Here is a 17,430-nt window from a genome sequence, read left to right on the forward strand (position 1 = left end):
CCCGCTCACCCCAACAAGCGGTATGGATCATCCCCAGGCTCTGCGTACAATGCCCGCTGCCTTGTAGGAGACTTCCATGCCCACCCGCCCCGCCGCCCCTCGCAAACCCCGCGCCCGCAGCCAGGCACGGATCGACGCGATTCTCGATGCCGCCCGCACCTTGCTGGCCGCCGAAGGCGTGGCGAGTTTGTCGATCTACAGCGTGGCCGAGCGCGCGCAGATTCCGCCGTCGTCGGTGTATCACTTTTTCGCCAGTGTGCCGGCGCTGCTGGAGGCACTGACCGCCGATATACATGCAGCCTTCCGCTGCGCCATCCAGGCCCCCATCGAGCATGATTCACTCAAGCATTGGCGCGACCTGTCCTACATCGTCGAACAGCGCATGCTGACCATCTACAGCAACGACGCCGCCGCGCGCCAGTTGATCCTGGCCCAGCACGGGCTGACCGAAGTGACCCAGGCGGACCGCCAGCATGATCTGGAGCTGGGGGATTTGATGCTGGAAGTGTTCGACCGCCACTTTGAAGTGCCGAGCTTGCCAACCGATGTGGATGTGTTTGCGCTGGCGTTGGAATTGAGTGATCGCGTGTATGCGCGTTCGGTGCATCAGCATGGGCTGATTACGCCGCGTATGGCGGAGGAAGGGATGCGGGTGTTTGATGCGTATGTGGGGCTGTATTTGCCGGCGTATCTGCCTAAGCGCTGAATCCTGGGTTGGCTGGGCCGGCCTCATCGGGGGCAAGCCCCCTCCCACATTTTGAATGTGCTCACAGATCAATATGTGGGAGGGGGCTACACCCCGATGAGAGCCTCAAGAGCGACGCAAATCACAACTTGGCAATCGACACCTCGGTGGATTTCACAAAGGCAATCACTTCGCTGCCAATCACCAGCTCCAGCTCTTTGACCGAGCGGGTGGTGATCACGGACGTGACGATACCGGATGCAGTCTGCACGTCGATTTCCGACAGCACGTCGCCGACGACGATTTCCTTGATGGTGCCTTTGAACTGGTTACGCACGTTGATGGCTTTAATAGTCATGGTGTACTTCCTTCGTAGGACAAGTGAGTTATTGAGCCCAACGCAATTGCGTGGGCAGCGGTGAAACAGGTTCGGGTTCCGGCGGCGTGCCGGGCAACGACAGCACACGGTTAAGTACTTGCGCTTCCAGTGCGGCCAGGCGATGTGAGCCTCGGGCCCGTGGGCGCGGCAGATCGACGATCAGGTCGAGGCCGATTTCGCCGTCTTCGATCAGGATCACCCGGTCGGCGATGGCCACGGCTTCGCTGACGTCATGGGTTACCAGCAACACGGTGAAGCCGTGTTTTTGCCAGAGGTTTTCGATCAGCTGCTGCATCTCGATACGGGTCAGGGCGTCCAGGGCGCCCAGCGGTTCGTCGAGCAGCAGCAGGCGCGGCTGGTGGATCAAGGCACGAGCCAGGGCCACACGCTGCTTCTGGCCACCGGACAAGGCCGCCGGCCACTCATTGGCACGCTCGGCCAGGCCTACCGCTTCCAGGGCTTCCAAGGCTTTAGGGCGCCAGTTGCCTTTGAGGCCCAGGCCGACGTTGTCGATGATCTTTTTCCACGGCAGCAGGCGCGCTTCCTGGAACATCAACCGCGTGTCTTCAATCGCCTCGCTCAGCGGCGCCGAACCGGCCAGCAGCTCGCCGCCACTGGCTTTGTCCAGGCCGGCCAACAGGCGCAGCAACGTACTTTTACCGCAGCCACTGCGACCGACCACGGCCACGAACTGGCCCGCCGGAATGTGCAGATCGATTTCCTTGAGCACTTCCCGCGCGCCGAAGGCCTTGCGCAATTTGCGCACCGCCAGGGGAATCCCCTTCAGCAGGCGCGGAGGTTGTTGAGCCGTCATGCCGCACCTCCTTTATTGACTTGATACGCCGGGTGCCAGCGCAGCCAAACACGTTCCAGACCGCGCGCGGCCAGGTCGGCCAGCTTGCCGAGGATGGCGTACATCACGATGGCCAATACCACCACGTCGGTTTGCAGGAATTCGCGGGCGTTCATCGCCAGGTAACCAATGCCGGAGCTGGCAGAGATGGTTTCCGCCACGATCAGCGTCAGCCACATAAAGCCCAGGGCAAAGCGCACACCCACCAGGATCGACGGCAGCGCACCCGGCAGGATCACTTGCCAGAACAGGCTGAAACCGGACAAGCCGTAGCTGCGCGACATTTCCACCAGCGCCGGGTCGACGTTGCGGATGCCGTGGTAAGTGTTGAGGTAGATCGGGAACAGCGTGCCGAGGGCCACGAGGAAAATCTTCGCGGTCTCGTCGATGCCGAACCACAGGATCACCAGCGGAATCAGCGCCAGGTGCGGCACGTTGCGGATCATCTGCACCGAGCTGTCCAGCAGGCGTTCGCCCCACGTCGACAGGCCGGTGATAAACCCCAGCGCCAGGCCGATGCTGCCACCGATCACAAAGCCCAGGCCGGCACGCCAGCCACTGATAGCCAGGTGCGTCCAGATTTCGCCGCTGCGCACCAGGTTGACCCCAGCCTCAATCACCGCGCTGGGCGCCGGCAGGATGCGTGTCGACAACCAACCCGCCGACACCGACAACTGCCACACCGCCAGCAATAGAATCGGCAGCACCCAGGGCGCCACGCGATGGCTCAATTTTTCCAGGTTCATGGCGCCGCCTCAGCTCTGTGACGCAGCTTTGGGAAGGATGTCGTTGGCGACCATTTCGCCGAACGGGCTTACGTAACCGGCGCTTTTCGGCAGCTCGGGACGTTCGATATCCAGGTGCGGGAACAGCAGCTCGGCGACCCGATACGATTCTTCCAGGTGTGGATAACCGGAGAAGATAAAGGTGTCGATGCCCAGCGCTGCGTACTCCTTGACCCGCTCGGCAACCGTCGGGCCGTCGCCCACCAGCGCGGTGCCCGCACCGCCACGCACCAGGCCGACGCCGGCCCACAGGTTGGGGCTGACTTCCAGGTTGTCGCGGTTGCCGCCATGCAAGGCCGCCATGCGCTGCTGGCCGACAGAATCGAAGCGCGCCAGGGAAGCCTGGGCACGGGCGATGGTGTCGTCGTCCAGATGGGAGATCAGTTTGTCGGCGGCTTTCCAGGCTTCTTCGTTGGTTTCACGCACGATCACATGCAGACGAATGCCGAAGCGCACGGTGCGCCCGAGTTTCGCCGCCTTGGCCCGCACCTGCTCGATCTTCTCGGCGACGGCGGCCGGTGGCTCGCCCCAGGTCAGCACCATCTCCACTTGTTCGGCGGCGAGGTCCTGGGCCGCTTCGGAGGAACCGCCGAAGTACAGCGGCGGGCGCGGTTGCTGGATCGGCGGGTAGAGCAACTTGGCGCCTTTGACGCTGATGTGCTCGCCGTCGTAATCCACGGTTTCGCCTTCCAGCACGCGGCGCCAGATGCGGGTGAACTCCACCGAAGCCTGGTAGCGCTCTTCGTGACTGAGGAACAAGCCATCGCCGGCCAGCTCTTCCGGGTCACCACCGGTCACCAGGTTGAACAACGCACGGCCGCCGGACAGGCGATCCAGAGTCGCGGCCTGGCGCGCCGCCACCGTCGGGGAAATGATCCCGGGACGCAGCGCGACAAGGAATTTCAAACGCTGGGTCACCGGGATCAGCGAGGCGGCCACCAGCCACGAGTCTTCGCAGGAGCGACCGGTGGGGATCAGCACCCCGCCGAATCCCAGGCGGTCAGCGGCCTGGGCCACTTGCTGCAGATAACCGTGGTCGACGGCGCGAGCGCCTTCGGCGGTGCCAAGGTAATGGCCGTCGCCGTGGGTAGGCAGGAACCAGAAAATAGTGAGGCTCATGGAGTTGTCTCCTGAAGAAATCGGATTACGGCGCTTTAGCCACGGCAGCCGGTGGCGTCCAGATCACGTCCTTGATGCTCAAGGGCTTGGGGATCAATTTGAGTTGGTAGAAGCTGTCGGCGATTTTCTGCTGGGCCGCCACCACTTCCGGGGTCAGGAACAGCGCGCCATAGCCCTGGCGTTTCACCGAGGTCAGGGTGATGTCGGCCGGCAGGCCCAGCAGCGGCGCGACTTGCTCGGTCACTTCCTGGGGGTTGGCCTTGGACCACTCGCCCACCGCGCGCACTTCTTCGATCAGCGCCTTGACCACTTCCGGATGCTTTTCGGCGTACGGCTTGGTGGCCAGGTAGAACTGGTGGTTGTCGGCGATGCCGGTGCCGTCACGCAGGGTGCGCGCTTGCAGTTGTTTCTCGGCGGCGGCCTGGTACGGGTCCCAGATCACCCACGCATCCACGCTGCCACGCTCGAAGGCGGCACGGGCATCGGCGGGCGGCAGGAACACGGTCTGCACGTCGGTGTATTTCAGGCCGGCGTCTTCCAGGGCACGCACCAGCAGGTAGTGCACGTTGGAGCCTTTGTTGAGCACGACTTTCTTGCCCTTGAGCTCGGCCACCGATTTGATCGTCGAGTCTTTCGGCACCAGGATCGCTTCACTGGTGGGCGCTGGCGGCTCGTAGGCCACGTAGAGCAGGTCGGCACCGGCAGCCTGGGCGAAGACCGGCGGGGTTTCGCCGGTGACACCGAAGTCGATGGAACCCACGTTCAGGCCTTCGAGCAGTTGCGGACCGCCGGGAAACTCGGTCCATTGCACCTGCACACCTTGGGCGGCCAGGCGTTTTTCCAGGGTGCCCTTGGCCTTGAGCAGCACCAGGGTGCCGTATTTCTGGTAACCGATCCGCAGGGTCTCGGCGGCTTGAGCCTGAACAATGGCGCCGAAGGACACAGCCGCAGCAAACAGTGCGACCAGACCACGACGCAAGATGACAGTGCGCATGGCGCTCTCTCCAAATAGTGCGATGAGGGGGTTGGCTGCACCTGCTTGGCCGTTGGCGGCTGAGTAAGGTGAGTACATCTATATAGCGGTGAGGCTGACTTAAATGCTCCAGCGAGCACTCAACAAACGTTCATTCAACACATGCGGGTCCAACGGTTTCGGACGACGGGCCATGGCGCCGTAAAGCGTCTCCAGGGCCTCGTGCAAACGGTGTTCGAGGACCGGTACCAGTTGTGCCTGGGCACTGCCTTCGCCGTAGGCGATCTGGCTGTCTTCGGCAAAGATGCCGTGGAGCAGCTCCTGGGCTTTGAGGGCCGACAATACCGGCTTCAAGGCGTAATCCACCGCCAGCATGTGAGCGATGCTGCCGCCGGTCGCCATCGGCAACACAACCTTGTGGGCCAGGGCGCGCTCCGGCAGCAGGTCGAGCACGGTTTTCAACGCACCGGAGAACGAAGCCTTGTACACCGGCGTGGCGATCACCAGGCCATCTGCGTTAGCCACCTGCTGCAGCAGGTCGATGACCTTGGGGCTGTCGAAGCGTGCATGCAGCAAGTCTTCAGCCGGGAAGTCCCGTATCTGGTAACTCACCACTTCAACGCCTTTGTCTTGCAACCACTGACGGGTTTTTTCCAGCAAGACCCCGGAGCGGGAACGCTGGCTGGGACTGCCTCCAAGTGTTACGACCAACATGCAGGAATTCCTTGAGCAAGTGCCGGCGGTTCGCTGTGTGGCGATGGCGCCAAGATGGAACAGACCTTATCAGCAGATTCATATATCTATAAATCTTATTTTTTCATTTGTTTATTCTTTAAATGCATATGAGGTTTGTAGGTCGCCAGGCGAAAAAAAAGGCCGTAGAAACGGCCTGAAAACCCCTGCTGTGAGTCAGTTTCAACGATTGGGCTGTGGAGTAAGCCGCAAATACGGCTTCACCGCCCGATAGCCCTTCGGAAAGCGCTTCTTGATCTCTTCCTCATCCTTGAGTGACGGCACGATCACCACCTCATCACCGTCCTGCCAGTTGGCGGGGGTGGCGACTTTGTAGTTGTCGGTCAGTTGCAGCGAGTCGATGACCCGCAGGATTTCGTGGAAGTTACGGCCGGTGCTGGCCGGGTAGGTGATGGTCAGGCGGATCTTCTTGTTCGGGTCGATCACGAACAAGGAACGCACGGTGAGGGTGTCACTGGCGTTCGGGTGGATCAGGTCGTAGAGGTCCGAAACCTTGCGGTCGGCGTCAGCCAGGATCGGGAAGTTGACGACGGTGGCCTGGGTTTCGTTGATGTCTTCGATCCACTTGTGGTGCGAGTCCACCGGGTCCACCGACAGGGCGATGGCCTTGACGCCGCGCTTGGCGAACTCGTCCTTGAGCTTGGCGGTGAAGCCCAGCTCCGTGGTGCACACCGGGGTAAAGTCCGCCGGGTGGGAAAACAACACACCCCAGCTGTCGCCCAGCCATTCGTGGAAACGAATCTTGCCGGCGCTGGAATCCTGTTCGAAGTCGGGGGCGATATCGCCCAGTCTTAGGCTCATGGTGTGGCTCCTGGTGAGTGCTTATGGAGCCCACTGTGCATGGATTGCGGATTATTTAAAAAGAATAAATATCGATTTATCTAGACGATAAAGGAATATTAAAAATCTGTTCATTGGACGCGGGAAAGGGCAAGGCGCAACATCGTTTCCAAGGTTCGAGAAGGCCTTGAGACGCTGTACAAAGAGGGGTTCAGGAAGGGCTTGCGGGGGTTTAGCCCGACTTGAAAAGCAAGACACCTTGCCCGGCGTGCGCCGGGCAAGGTTTTACGGTCTTACAACAGCTTCACGCGACTAGAACAGTGGCAGCGAGTAGCTGACGATCAGGCGGTTTTCGTCCTGGGAACGGGTGTTCGCCAGGTCGGTGCGCCACATAGCGTTTTTCCAGGCAACGCCAAGGTTTTTCAGCGGGCCTTCTGGAATCACGTAAGCAACGGTGATGTCACGTTCCCACTCGGATTGACCGGTGATTTCAGTACGACCAGCGTTGGTGCCTACGGTGTCGATGTCGCTACCCTTGAGGTAAACGACACCAGCAGTCAGGCCAGGTACGCCGACTTTAGCGAAGTCGTAAGCGTAGCGAGCTTGCCAGGTACGCTCGCCGGCGCGGGCAAACTTCTGGATCTGCATGTCAGTCGTCAGGTAAGCCGACGAACCGTCGCCCTGGTTCAACCAAGGGAAGTCGCTGCTGCCGTTGCTGACCTGGTAACCACCACCGAAAGTGTGGCCGGCAACGGTGTACAGGAACAGGCCGCTGTACAGGTTGTTATCAACCTTACCTTTGCCGCCGCTGAAACCGTTGTAGTTACCGCTGCTGTAGTAAGCAGGGGTGTTGCCGTTTTTACCATCGTCGGAGCTGTTGAAATAACGCAGGTCAGACTTCAAAACGCCCGGGCCGATTGCCCAGTTGTGAGTCAGGCCCAGGAAGTGCTGCTTGTAGAAGTCTTCCAGGTTGCCGTAGTAGTACTGGGCGGTCAGGTCTTTGGTGAGTTTGTAGTCACCACCCGCATAGTAGAACTTGTTAACGAAAGTGCCTGTGTTGTAGTTGGAGCTACCGTTGGCACCACCAATCGACAGGTTTTCGTTGTTGCTGGAGTTACGACCCTTGGCCTTTTCCACCTGACCAGCAACCAAGGTCAAATCCTTGATGTCGTTGGTAGTGATCTGGCCACCTTGGAAGGTCTGCGGCAGCAGACGACCATCGTTGGTCACGATAACCGGCAACTTAGGCTGCAGGGTGCCCAACTTCAGTTCGGTTTGGGAGATCTTGACCTTGCCGGTCACGCCCAGGCTGGCGAAATCGTTAACAGCCGTGTTGCCATCGCTCGGGAACACAGTACCGCCAGATGCGGTGCCGTTGTAGTTACCGTGTTCAGCACGACTCGAATCCAGGCGCACGCCGTACAGGCCGATCGCATCAACGCCGAACTGAACGGTACCTTGGGTGTAACCCGAGATGAAACGCAGGTCGAAGCCTTGGCCCCATTCAGCGTTCTTGCTGCGGGTGTTCGAGGTCGACGATGGGTGGCCATCACGGTTATCGGTGTTGATGTAAAAGTTACGCGCACTCAGTGTGGCGTGGCTGTCTTCGATGAAACCGGCAGCGCCTGCTTGCTGAGCGATTACGCCCAAAGCTACAGACAGTGCCAAGGTGGACTTCTTCATGTACCGCTCCTCTCGTTTCTAATTTTTGTATTTCTTTGGTCTCGGGTCTGACGCCCTCGATCCACAGATGCGCGATTAGCACCGGATAGTGACTGACAAGTCAATCGTAACCTTGTGTGTCTACTACCTTCGTCTAACCACCGTTGATTTGGTCCCTGCAGGGTAATGAGTTTTTCATACACCCAAAAAGAATTATTTCATTCTTTTTCATACGATTCAGGAATAAGACTTTCCGTGACGTGGACAGGCCAGCATAGACCACTCGCCACACAAGCTAATTCCTAAAGGGTATTTGTTAGAGCTTTTTTAGATCGATTAGTGTGGCCGCGCTGTTGCATACGTCACCCACGATCAAAAAGGCGACGCCATCATGGCCAAAGGCACATCCTCCCGTCAATTTGTTACAGTTTTTGTGTCACTAATCGTTTCTTTTGCTGTCCAAGCCGCCCACTCGACGATTCAGGTGTTTGCAAGCGCCCACACTCTATCCATAGCCGCCCACCTGTTATCGGCGTCAGATCAAGAATGCTTAAACTTTAGTCGTGCGTGACGGCAGGCTCTTACACGAGCCTGCCCGGTGACTTGGGGGTAGGGTTCTACAAGGCCTTCTCGAAAATCTTCGAGTTACGCTGGTAGTTGTACAGCGAGGCCCGTGCCGAGGGCAGGCGATCCACGCTGCTCGGCACAAAGCCGCGCTCACGGAACCAGTGGGCAGTCCGCGTGGTAAGTACGAACAGCGTCTTCAACCCCTGCGCCCGCGCGCGGGTTTCGATACGCTCCAGCAGCTCGTCACCCCGCCCGCCATGGCGGTACTCCGGGTTCACCGCCAGGCATGCCAGCTCACCCGCGTCCGAATCGGCGATCTGATACAACGCCGCACAGGCGATGATCATGCCTTCGCGCTCCACCACGCTGAACTGCTCGATCTCACGCTCGAGCACTTCCCGCGAACGGCGCACCAGGATGCCCTGTTCTTCCAGGGGGCTGATCAGGTCGAGCAAGCCGCCGACGTCTTCAATCGCCGCCTCGCGCACCCGTTCGAATTGCTCCTGGGCCACCAGCGTGCCGCCGCCATCGCGGGTGAACAGTTCGGTGAGCAAGGCACCGTCTTCGGCGTAGCTGACAATGTGGCTGCGCCCTACCCCGCCCCGGCAAGCCTCGGCCGCTGCATCAAGCAATTCGGACTGGTAGTTGCTGCTGCCCAGGCGTTGCAGGTGTGCCGGTACTTGTTGCGGGCGCAATTCGCGGACCAGGCGGCCATTTTCATCGATCAGGCCGAGATCAGCGCCGAACAGCAGCAGCTTGTCCGCCCCCAGGTCGATGGCGGCGCGGGTGGCGACGTCTTCGCAGGCCAGGTTGAAGATCTCCCCCGTAGGCGAATAGCCCAGGGGCGACAGCAGCACAATGGAGCGCTCATCCAGCAGGCGATTGATGCCCTTGCGGTCGACCCGGCGCACTTCGCCGGTGTGGTGGTAATCCACGCCTTCAAGCACGCCGATAGGCCGCGCCGTCACCAGGTTGCCGCTGGCCACCCGCAGGCGCGAGCCCTGCATCGGCGACGAGGCCATGTCCATCGACAAGCGCGCTTCGATGGCGATACGCAGGTGGCCGACCGCGTCGATCACACACTCCAGCGTCGCGGCATCGGTGATGCGCATGCCTTCATGGTAAGTCGGGACCAGGCCACGCGCTTCAAGGCGCGCTTCGATCTGTGGGCGCGAACCGTGCACCAGCACCAGACGCACGCCCAGGCTGTGGAGCAGCACCAGGTCGTGGACGATATTGCCGAAGTTCGGATGATCCACACCGTCGCCGGGCAACATGACCACAAAGGTGCAGTCGCGGTGGGCGTTGATGTAGGGCGAAGCGTGACGAAGCCAATTAACGTAGTCGGGCATGGAACCTGGGCCTGTAATAAAAAGCAGCCGAAAAAGGATGAGTCGTGAAAACGCACAGCGGGCTGATGGTTATCGTCGGAACAGGCTTGGCGACACGCTCGCTCTCCTTATGTACGAATGGACAGGGGTTAATTTACGCAGGTTTCAGGCAGTAATGTTCGATCAGTTCCCGCAATAGACGCACTGTAGGCGTCAAGCGTGACATTTCGAGGTATTCGCCCGGTTGGTGGGCACAGGCGATGTCGCCAGGGCCGAGCACCAGGGTTTCACAACCAAGGCGCTGAAGATAAGGCGCTTCGGTGCCGAACGCTACTGCTTCGGCACGATGCCCGGTCAATCGTTCCGCGACCCGCACCAACTCGGCGTCTTCGACCTGCTCGAACGGCGGCACTGCGGGGAATAACGGCGCGTAGTCGATCTTGACCTTATGGCGCTCGGCCAGGGGTTCGAGCTTTTGCCGGATCGCCGCACGCAGCACTGCGGGGTCCATGCCCGGCAAGGGCCGCAGGTCGAATTCCAGGGAGCATTGGCCACAGATGCGGTTGGGGTTGTCGCCACCATGGATACAGCCGAAGTTCATGGTCGGTTGCGGCACGCTGAATTGCGGGTTGCGGTACTCGCGCTGCCAGGCCAGGCGCAGGCCGCGCAGCTCGCCGATGGCGTCATGCATGGCTTCCAGGGCGCTGTGGCCCAGGCTTGGGTCCGACGAATGGCCGCTTTGGCCGAGAATGTCGATGCGCTCCATCATCACGCCTTTGTGCAGGCGGATCGGCTTGAGGCCGGTCGGTTCACCGATTACCGCCGCCCGGCCCAGCGGGCGCCCGGCTTCGGCCAATGCTCGGGCACCGGACATGGAGCTTTCTTCATCGCAGGTGGCGAGGATCAGCAACGGTTGCTTGAACGGTTGGTCCAGCAGCGGCAACACCGCTTCAATCGCCAGCGCGAAAAAACCCTTCATGTCGCAACTGCCCAATCCTACCCAGCGGCCGTCGACTTCCGTCAGCTTGAGCGGATCGGTCTTCCACAACGCAGCGTCATAAGGAACGGTGTCGCTATGGCCGGCCAATACCAGGCCGCCGGGGCCTGTGCCAAAGCTGGCCAGCAGGTTGAATTTGCCGGGGCTGACCGGTTGGATGTCAATGGAGAACCCCAGGTCGCCCAACCAACCGGCGAGCAAATCGATCACCGGTCGGTTGGTCTGGTCGAGAGACGCCTGGGTGCAACTCACCGAAGGCGCGGCAATCAGCGCGGCGAACTGCTCTTTCATGGACGGTAACGGCATACGCGGTCTCCCTACTTCCCGGATGAGCCCCACTATAGAGGCATCTGCACGAGACAATAAACCGTTGCGGCGCGTTGCCGGGCTCAGTCCTGTACACTGCACGACCTTGGCAGCCACTCTTTTCCCCGGCTGCGCTCCCGATCCTGGATTTTCCGGCCATGCAGAAAGAAACCGAAATCAAGCTCCGCGTCAGCCGCGAAACACTCGCCGCGCTGCGTGAGCACCCGCTACTGAAAAAACGCAACAAAAGTGGCTGGGAACGCCGTGAGTTGATGAACCAGTACTTCGACACCCCCGAGCGTGACCTGGCCCAGGCCAAAGTCGCCCTGCGCCTGCGCAAGGACGGTGACGAGATTATCCAGACCCTCAAGACCCGTGGCCAAAGCGTCGCCGGCCTGTCGGAACGCAATGAGTACAACTGGGACCTGCCCAAGGCCAAGCTCGACGTAAAGAAACTCGACGGCGACTGCTGGCCCGAGCAACTGGCCGAGCTGGACAAAAAGACCCTCAAGCCGATCTTCACCACCGACTTCGTGCGCGAGCGCGCCGAAATCGCCTGGGGCCGTGGCAAGGCCAAGGTGGTGATCGAAGCCGCCCTGGACCTGGGCCATGTGGTCGTGGGTAAGCAGAAAGAAGAAATCTGCGAGCTGGAACTCGAACTGCGCGAAGGCGAGCCGGCTGCGCTGCTGGAGTTGGCCGCCGAACTGGCCGCCACCCTCGCGCTGATGCCGTGTGACATCAGCAAGGCCGAGCGCGGCTACCGCCTGTACGACGCCAGCAGCTACTCCCTGAGCCTGCCGGCGCCGCAGATCCACGCCGAAATGCCGCTGGACGACGCCTTCGCCGCAATCATGTGGCACCTGCTCGGCAGCAGCCAGCGCCTGGCAGAGCAATACCGCTTCAATGGCCACTGGCGTCTGCTGCAGGACTGGGTCGACAACCTCGGCGAACTGCGCGCCCTGATCGGCAGCCTCGGCCAGGCCGCGCCGCGTCAATCCACCAGCGAACTGCGCAGCGCACTCGATGCGCTGCTGGAAGACTGGCGCCCGCTGGTCCAGGCCGGTGACGACGACGAAGACATCCGCAAAGCCGCACCCGAGCAGTTTGCCGAAGAATTGGACGACGTGCGCTGGGGCTTGTTCTCGCTGAACATGTCACGCTGGCTGATGGCCCGCACCTGGACTGCCGACCGCAACGTGCGCGGCAACCGCCAGGGCGCCGCGCAAATCACCAACTGGCTGCCGCGCCTGCTGGCTGACGATGCCGTCGCCCTGCAACTGCCGCGCTACCAGCAGCAACCGGAAGACCTGGCCGAGCAACTGCCGCGCATCGAACGCATCCAGGCCTGGCTGCACCATGCGCGTAACGTGGTGGACATTGCGGAACTGGATCGTTTGTACGGCGAGCTGAACAAGCTGGCGCAACTGGCCAACCAGCCGATCACCGACGAGTCGCTGGATGCGCGCATGCATCAGGCGATTGCGGTGTATCAGAACCGTGCCTGGAAGACCCTGCTGCGCCTGTAATATCGCCATCGGGGGCCTAGCCCCCGATGAGGCCGATCCTGTCAGCGCAATACTGGCAGGCTGGTGGTCGACTTGATCTCGGACAGCGCCACGATCGAGTTGACCTCCTGAATCCCCGGCACCATCGATAACTTCTCGAAGAAAAACCGCTCGTACGCCTCAATGTCCGACGTCACGATGCGTAGTAGAAAGTCCACCGCCCCCATCAGCACATAGCACTCCAGCACTTCCGGAAACCCACGAATCGCGTCGGTGAACTCGGTGAAGTTGGATCGGCCGTGGGCGTTGAGTTTGACCTCGGCAAAGATCTGCGTATTCAGGCCGATCTTCTTGCGATCCAGCAGAGTGACCTGGCCGCGAATCACTCCTTCTTCCTTGAGCCGCTGGATGCGTCGCCAGCACGGCGACTGGGACAGGCCGACCTGTTCGGCGATCTGCGCGCTGGAGAGCGAGGCGTCCTCTTGCAGCAGGGCCAGGATGCGGCGGTCGTAGGCGTCCAATTCGCTATGCATAAAAATACCTTAAAGGCTGTCTTTTCTGAATTGAACGATTCGATTAATCGCAAATCATGCCCATCTTAGATAAGAAATCTCCCGAAGCGAATGTAAAAATTTCTCCAGTCGAATCTGGAGAGTCAGCATGCATGCCGTCGAAACCACCCACCCTCTGACCCGCGTCGATGCGTGGGCTGCCAGCAGCACCCATTGCCAGGCGCATTACCGGATCGTCGCCGAGGCGGAGCCCGATGTGTTGTGTCGGGTACTCAACTATTTTGCGTTGCAGTTCCTGACACCGAGCCAGGTCAACGTGAGCCGCCAGGAAGACCTGCTGAACATCGATATCGTGATGGATAGCCTGAGCTGGCATCGCGCCCAAGTGATCGCCGAAAAGATTCGAAACCTGATCAGCGTGTGCACGCTGCATGTATGGCGCGCTGATTCCGTGGGGCCGGTGGCCGTGGCGGCAGCAGCTCGGTAAAGGCCTGCAACATACGCTGGGAGGAAGATATTCGGCGGCTGGCTAGCCTGAAATGTCGTCCGAGGCTACCCAGGAACACCTTCATGTCTGCTGATCACCGATTGGAACTGCATCAGTTGCTCCCGGCGCTGGTCGAGGGAGGGCTGATTGCTCCCGACATCGCGCAGCGCTTATCAGCGCTGCCCGCCGGCAATGCCCAGCACCCGTTGGAGTGCATCGCCGCCCATGGGCCTTCCCTGGAAACCCTGACCCAGTGGCTTGCCCAACATGTGGGGCAACCTTATTGGCGCATCGACCCGCTGAAGATCGATGTTGCAACGGTGGTGCCGCTGATGTCCCACGCATTTGCCCAACGCCACGCCATCCTTGCGGTGGCCGTGGACGCGCAGACCGTCACCGTTGCCAGCGCCCAGCCCCATGTCACCAGTTGGGAATCGGGACTGGCACAAGTGCTCCAGCGCTCGATCAGGCGCGTGGTTGCCAACCCCCAGGACATTCAGCGTTGTATCAGCGAATTCTACCGGCTGGCGAAGTCCGTCAGCGGTGCGGATCAAAAGGTCGCGGGGCCTGGCAACGTCGAGTTGCTCAACCTCGGCGCCAGCGACCAGGAGCCGGACGCCAACGACGCGCATATCGTCAATATCGTCGACTGGCTGTTGCAATACGCGTTCGCCCAGCGGGCCAGTGATATTCATATCGAGCCGTGCCGTGAACAAGGCCGCGTGCGCTTTCGCATTGATGGGCTGCTGCACGACGTCTATCAATTTCCACCCCAGGTGACGATGGCGGTGGTCAGCCGCCTGAAAAGCCTCGGGCGGATGAACGTCGCGGAAAAACGCAAACCCCAGGACGGCCGGGTCAAGACCAAAAGCCCTGCCGGCGCAGAAGTCGAGTTGCGGCTGTCGACCCTGCCCACCGCCTTTGGCGAAAAACTGGTGATGCGGATTTTCGACCCGCAGGTGCTGCTCAAGGACTTTGACGAGCTGGGCTTGTCGGCCGAAGACCAGCAGCGATGGCACGACATGACGCGCCACACCAACGGCATCATCCTGGTCACGGGGCCTACCGGTTCAGGCAAGACCAGCACCCTCTACACCACGCTCAAACACTTGGCGACCCGGGAGGTCAATCTTTGCACCGTGGAAGACCCGATCGAGATGGTCGAGCCGGCGTTTAACCAAATGCAGGTACAGCCCAATATCGACCTGACCTTCGCCAGCGGCATCCGAGCCCTGCTTCGCCAGGACCCCGACATCATCATGATCGGCGAGATCCGCGATCGGGAAACCGCCGAGATGGCGATCCAGGCCGCATTGACCGGGCATTTGGTGCTCTCGACGCTGCACACCAACGATGCGCCCAGCGCCATCAGCCGCTTGCAGGAACTGGGCATTGCTCATTATTTGATCAAGGCCACCTTATTGGGCGTAATGGCGCAGCGCTTGGTGCGCTTGCTGTGCCCTCATTGCAAGCGGGTGGCGGGCGATGCTCACGAAGCGGTAGGGTGTGCAGAATGTCGAAACAGCGGCTTTCGCGGGCGCGCCGGGGTCTACGAGATCATGGTGCTGAATGACTCGCTCAAGGCGCTGATCACGCCAGGCGCCGACGCGCAGTCCCTGCGCAGGGAGGCGGTGGCGCAAGGCATGTGCGGCCTGCGCATGGCCGGCGTGGGTAAAGTCAAGGCGGGGCTGACCACAATGGCCGAGGTATTGCGAGTGACGCCTGGGGATTCGGTAACAAATGCGTTGATTACGCCGTGCTGAAACCGTTCTTATCGGTGACAAGACCGTTACAATCCGCCGAACGTCGTTTAACTGACACCATCAGATAGGGAATCGCTATGCAGATCGGAACCGTACTGCTTCTTTTCGTGGGCCTGGCCATCGCCATCCTGTTCATGGGCTTCAAGGTGGTACCCCAGGGCTATCAGTGGACCGTCGAGCGCTTCGGCCGGTACACCAACACCCTCAAGCCGGGCCTGAACATCATCATCCCGGTCATGGACCGCATCGGCCGCAAGATCAACGTGATGGAAAGCGTGCTGGATATCCCGCCCCAGGAAGTCATCACCGCCGACAACGCCACCGTGCAGATCGACGCCGTGTGCTTCTTCCAGGTGGTCAATACCGCCCAGGCCGCCTACGAGGTCAACAACCTCGAACACGCTATCCGCAACCTGCTGCAAACCAATATCCGCACGGTGCTCGGCTCCATGGAGCTGGATGCCATGCTCAGCCAGCGTGACGGCATCAACGAAAAACTGCTGCGCACCGTCGATGAAGCCACGGCGCCGTGGGGCATCAAGATCACCCGGATCGAAATCAAGGACATCAGCCCGCCCGCCGACCTGATGGCCGCCATGTCCGGCCAGATGAAAGCCGAGCGGATCAAGCGTGCACAGATCCTGGAAGCCGAAGGCCTGCGGGCATCGGCGATCCTGACGGCCGAAGGCAAGAAACAGGCACAGATTCTTGAAGCCGAAGGTGGGCGCCAGGCCGCGTTCCTGGAGTCTGAAGCCCGTGAGCGTCAGGCAGAGGCTGAGGCCCGCGCGACCCAGGTGGTTTCCGAAGCGATTGCCACCGGCAACGTACAGGCCATCAACTACTTCGTCGCGCAGAAATACATCGATGCCCTTGGCAAATTGGCGTCGGCCAATAACAGCAAAGTGATCCTGATGCCGCTGGAAGCCAGCCAGGTGATCGGCGCTGTCGGCGGCATCGGCGAAATCGTCAAGGCAACCTTCGACAACAAGAAAGCCTGAGGCGATCGCCATGTGGGATTTCCTGCAGCATCTTTCGTTCTGGGATTGGCTCGCACTGGGTACAGTGCTATTGATTCTTGAAGTATTCGGCGCCGGTGGCTACCTGCTGTGGATGGGCATAGCTGCGGCAGCCGTGGGCGTGATCAAGTTTCTGGTGCCGCCGCTCGGGCTGGAGTGGCAACTGTTGCTGTTCGCTGTGCTGTCGATATTGACAGCGGTGTACTGGTGGAAACGCCAGCGCAGCAGTGCCAAAGCCAGTGACCAGCCGGGGCTCAACGAGCGTGGCTCGGAGCTGATCGGCCGTGTGTTCGTGGTGCATCAGGCGATTGTGGAGGGTCGGGGCAAGGTAAAAGTCGGTGACGGCGTCTGGATGGTAACCGGCCCTGACAGCCCTGTAGGCGCTCAAGTGCGTGTGGTGGGCCTGGATGGCGTGATCTTGAAGGTAGAAACTGTTTAGTCAGTGATGGAACTCGGCTGGGCTAACTGCAATCAAACGGTACAGATCACCCACCCGGAGTCACCCATCATGCGTCTTAAATATGCTGTCGCTACCCTCGCTGTGCTTTCCCTTCCTGTCGGTTCAGCCATGGCCGACAGTTTCTGGCGCAATGTCATCTCGTCGGGCGCCACGACCGGCTCGACCTACCTGACCTTCAAGGACCACAAACTGGTGGTTGCCGCACAAGACGACGCAGGCAGCTTCGTTGCCAGCGACGGCGGTATCCGCGGCCCGTACCTTGAAGCCGCCATGCAGAAAGTCCGCGCCGATAACCCTGGCCTGCAGGCCACGGATATGGAACTGGCCAACGCCATCCTGGCGAAAAACGCTATCGCCGCCGAGTAAAACCGCCGGTTAAAACAGCCGCTCCCTGGGAGCGGCTTTTTTGTGCCGCTTTTCTTCCTACAGCAAAGACTGATGAGTTGACGATTGAACAGGAGAAGTCCTCTCGATCACTGCACTCGCCCGACGACAAG

General features: G+C 60.6%; 18 protein-coding genes. 7 read left to right on the top strand and 11 right to left on the bottom strand.

Annotated features, from left to right (window positions below; translation table 11 throughout):
* Positions 1 to 76: 76 nt before the first annotated feature.
* Entirely contained in the window at positions 77 to 706 is a 630-nt protein-coding gene (locus C8K58_RS06345) for a TetR/AcrR family transcriptional regulator (RefSeq protein ID WP_065924363.1), read from the top strand.
* Positions 707 to 827: 121 nt separating this feature from the next.
* On the opposite strand, the gene C8K58_RS06350 is transcribed toward C8K58_RS06345, so the two are convergent.
* The 10 genes from C8K58_RS06350 to argE all read right to left on the bottom strand — a co-directional run bounded on the left by C8K58_RS06350 (position 828) and on the right by argE (position 11,190).
* Positions 828 to 1,043 carry a molybdopterin-binding protein gene (locus C8K58_RS06350; protein WP_003176783.1) on the bottom strand — a complete coding sequence of 72 codons (216 nt, stop codon included), beginning with the start codon at positions 1,041 to 1,043 and terminating at the stop codon, positions 828 to 830.
* A 28-nt stretch (positions 1,044 to 1,071) separates the two neighbouring features.
* The gene (gene ssuB, locus C8K58_RS06355) at positions 1,072 to 1,878 is read right to left on the bottom strand and encodes an aliphatic sulfonates ABC transporter ATP-binding protein (protein ID WP_027608400.1); all 807 of its coding nucleotides are present in this window, start codon (positions 1,876 to 1,878) and stop codon (positions 1,072 to 1,074) included.
* Positions 1,875 to 2,663: an aliphatic sulfonate ABC transporter permease SsuC gene (gene ssuC / locus C8K58_RS06360; RefSeq protein ID WP_027608399.1), complete on the bottom strand. Its 789-nt coding sequence runs from the start codon at positions 2,661 to 2,663 to the stop codon at positions 1,875 to 1,877. Before ssuC ends, ssuB begins: the two co-directional genes overlap by 4 nt.
* A gap of 9 nt (positions 2,664 to 2,672) precedes the next feature.
* Entirely contained in the window at positions 2,673 to 3,821 is a 1,149-nt protein-coding gene (gene ssuD / locus C8K58_RS06365) for an FMNH2-dependent alkanesulfonate monooxygenase (RefSeq protein ID WP_027608398.1), read from the bottom strand.
* Between the two features lie 25 nt (positions 3,822 to 3,846).
* Entirely contained in the window at positions 3,847 to 4,815 is a 969-nt protein-coding gene (locus tag C8K58_RS06370; protein ID WP_027608397.1) for a sulfonate ABC transporter substrate-binding protein, read from the bottom strand.
* A gap of 99 nt (positions 4,816 to 4,914) precedes the next feature.
* Positions 4,915 to 5,508, bottom strand: a complete 594-nt coding sequence (ssuE, locus tag C8K58_RS06375) for an NADPH-dependent FMN reductase (RefSeq protein ID WP_027608396.1) — start codon at positions 5,506 to 5,508, stop codon at positions 4,915 to 4,917.
* Positions 5,509 to 5,709: 201 nt separating this feature from the next.
* Positions 5,710 to 6,348: a peroxiredoxin gene (locus C8K58_RS06380; protein ID WP_027608395.1), complete on the bottom strand. Its 639-nt coding sequence runs from the start codon at positions 6,346 to 6,348 to the stop codon at positions 5,710 to 5,712.
* A gap of 291 nt (positions 6,349 to 6,639) precedes the next feature.
* Positions 6,640 to 8,010: an OprD family porin gene (locus C8K58_RS06385; protein ID WP_092355760.1), complete on the bottom strand. Its 1,371-nt coding sequence runs from the start codon at positions 8,008 to 8,010 to the stop codon at positions 6,640 to 6,642.
* Between the two features lie 596 nt (positions 8,011 to 8,606).
* Positions 8,607 to 9,908 (bottom strand): amino-acid N-acetyltransferase, encoded by a 1,302-nt coding sequence (gene argA / locus C8K58_RS06395; RefSeq protein WP_027608393.1) that lies wholly within the window; start codon positions 9,906 to 9,908, stop codon positions 8,607 to 8,609.
* A gap of 133 nt (positions 9,909 to 10,041) precedes the next feature.
* The gene (gene argE / locus C8K58_RS06400; protein ID WP_092355762.1) at positions 10,042 to 11,190 is read right to left on the bottom strand and encodes an acetylornithine deacetylase; all 1,149 of its coding nucleotides are present in this window, start codon (positions 11,188 to 11,190) and stop codon (positions 10,042 to 10,044) included.
* A gap of 158 nt (positions 11,191 to 11,348) precedes the next feature.
* Here argE and C8K58_RS06405 point away from each other — a divergent pair, with 158 nt between their 5' ends.
* Positions 11,349 to 12,716, top strand: a complete 1,368-nt coding sequence (locus tag C8K58_RS06405; RefSeq protein ID WP_027608391.1) for an inorganic triphosphatase — start codon at positions 11,349 to 11,351, stop codon at positions 12,714 to 12,716.
* Between the two features lie 41 nt (positions 12,717 to 12,757).
* Here C8K58_RS06405 and C8K58_RS06410 read toward each other — a convergent pair whose 3' ends face one another.
* Positions 12,758 to 13,228, bottom strand: a complete 471-nt coding sequence (locus tag C8K58_RS06410; RefSeq protein ID WP_010207358.1) for an Lrp/AsnC family transcriptional regulator — start codon at positions 13,226 to 13,228, stop codon at positions 12,758 to 12,760.
* 127 nt (positions 13,229 to 13,355) lie between these two features.
* On the opposite strand from C8K58_RS06410, the gene C8K58_RS06415 reads away from it, so the two are divergent.
* The 5 genes from C8K58_RS06415 to C8K58_RS06435 all read left to right on the top strand — a co-directional run bounded on the left by C8K58_RS06415 (position 13,356) and on the right by C8K58_RS06435 (position 17,299).
* Complete coding sequence (locus C8K58_RS06415; RefSeq protein ID WP_092355766.1) at positions 13,356 to 13,694, top strand: hypothetical protein; 339 nt, start codon at positions 13,356 to 13,358, stop codon at positions 13,692 to 13,694.
* Positions 13,695 to 13,777: 83 nt separating this feature from the next.
* Entirely contained in the window at positions 13,778 to 15,457 is a 1,680-nt protein-coding gene (locus C8K58_RS06420) for a GspE/PulE family protein (RefSeq protein WP_098480762.1), read from the top strand.
* Positions 15,458 to 15,534: 77 nt separating this feature from the next.
* Entirely contained in the window at positions 15,535 to 16,455 is a 921-nt protein-coding gene (locus C8K58_RS06425; RefSeq protein ID WP_027608388.1) for an SPFH domain-containing protein, read from the top strand.
* Between the two features lie 10 nt (positions 16,456 to 16,465).
* Positions 16,466 to 16,912, top strand: coding sequence for an NfeD family protein (locus C8K58_RS06430; RefSeq protein ID WP_027608387.1), 447 nt, complete (start codon positions 16,466 to 16,468; stop codon positions 16,910 to 16,912).
* A 69-nt stretch (positions 16,913 to 16,981) separates the two neighbouring features.
* Positions 16,982 to 17,299: a DUF2388 domain-containing protein gene (locus C8K58_RS06435; RefSeq protein WP_027608386.1), complete on the top strand. Its 318-nt coding sequence runs from the start codon at positions 16,982 to 16,984 to the stop codon at positions 17,297 to 17,299.
* Positions 17,300 to 17,430 lie beyond the last annotated feature (131 nt).

The organism is Pseudomonas sp. GV047 (genome assembly GCF_003058245.1).
GTDB classification, from domain to species: Bacteria; Pseudomonadota; Gammaproteobacteria; order Pseudomonadales; family Pseudomonadaceae; genus Aquipseudomonas; species Aquipseudomonas marginalis.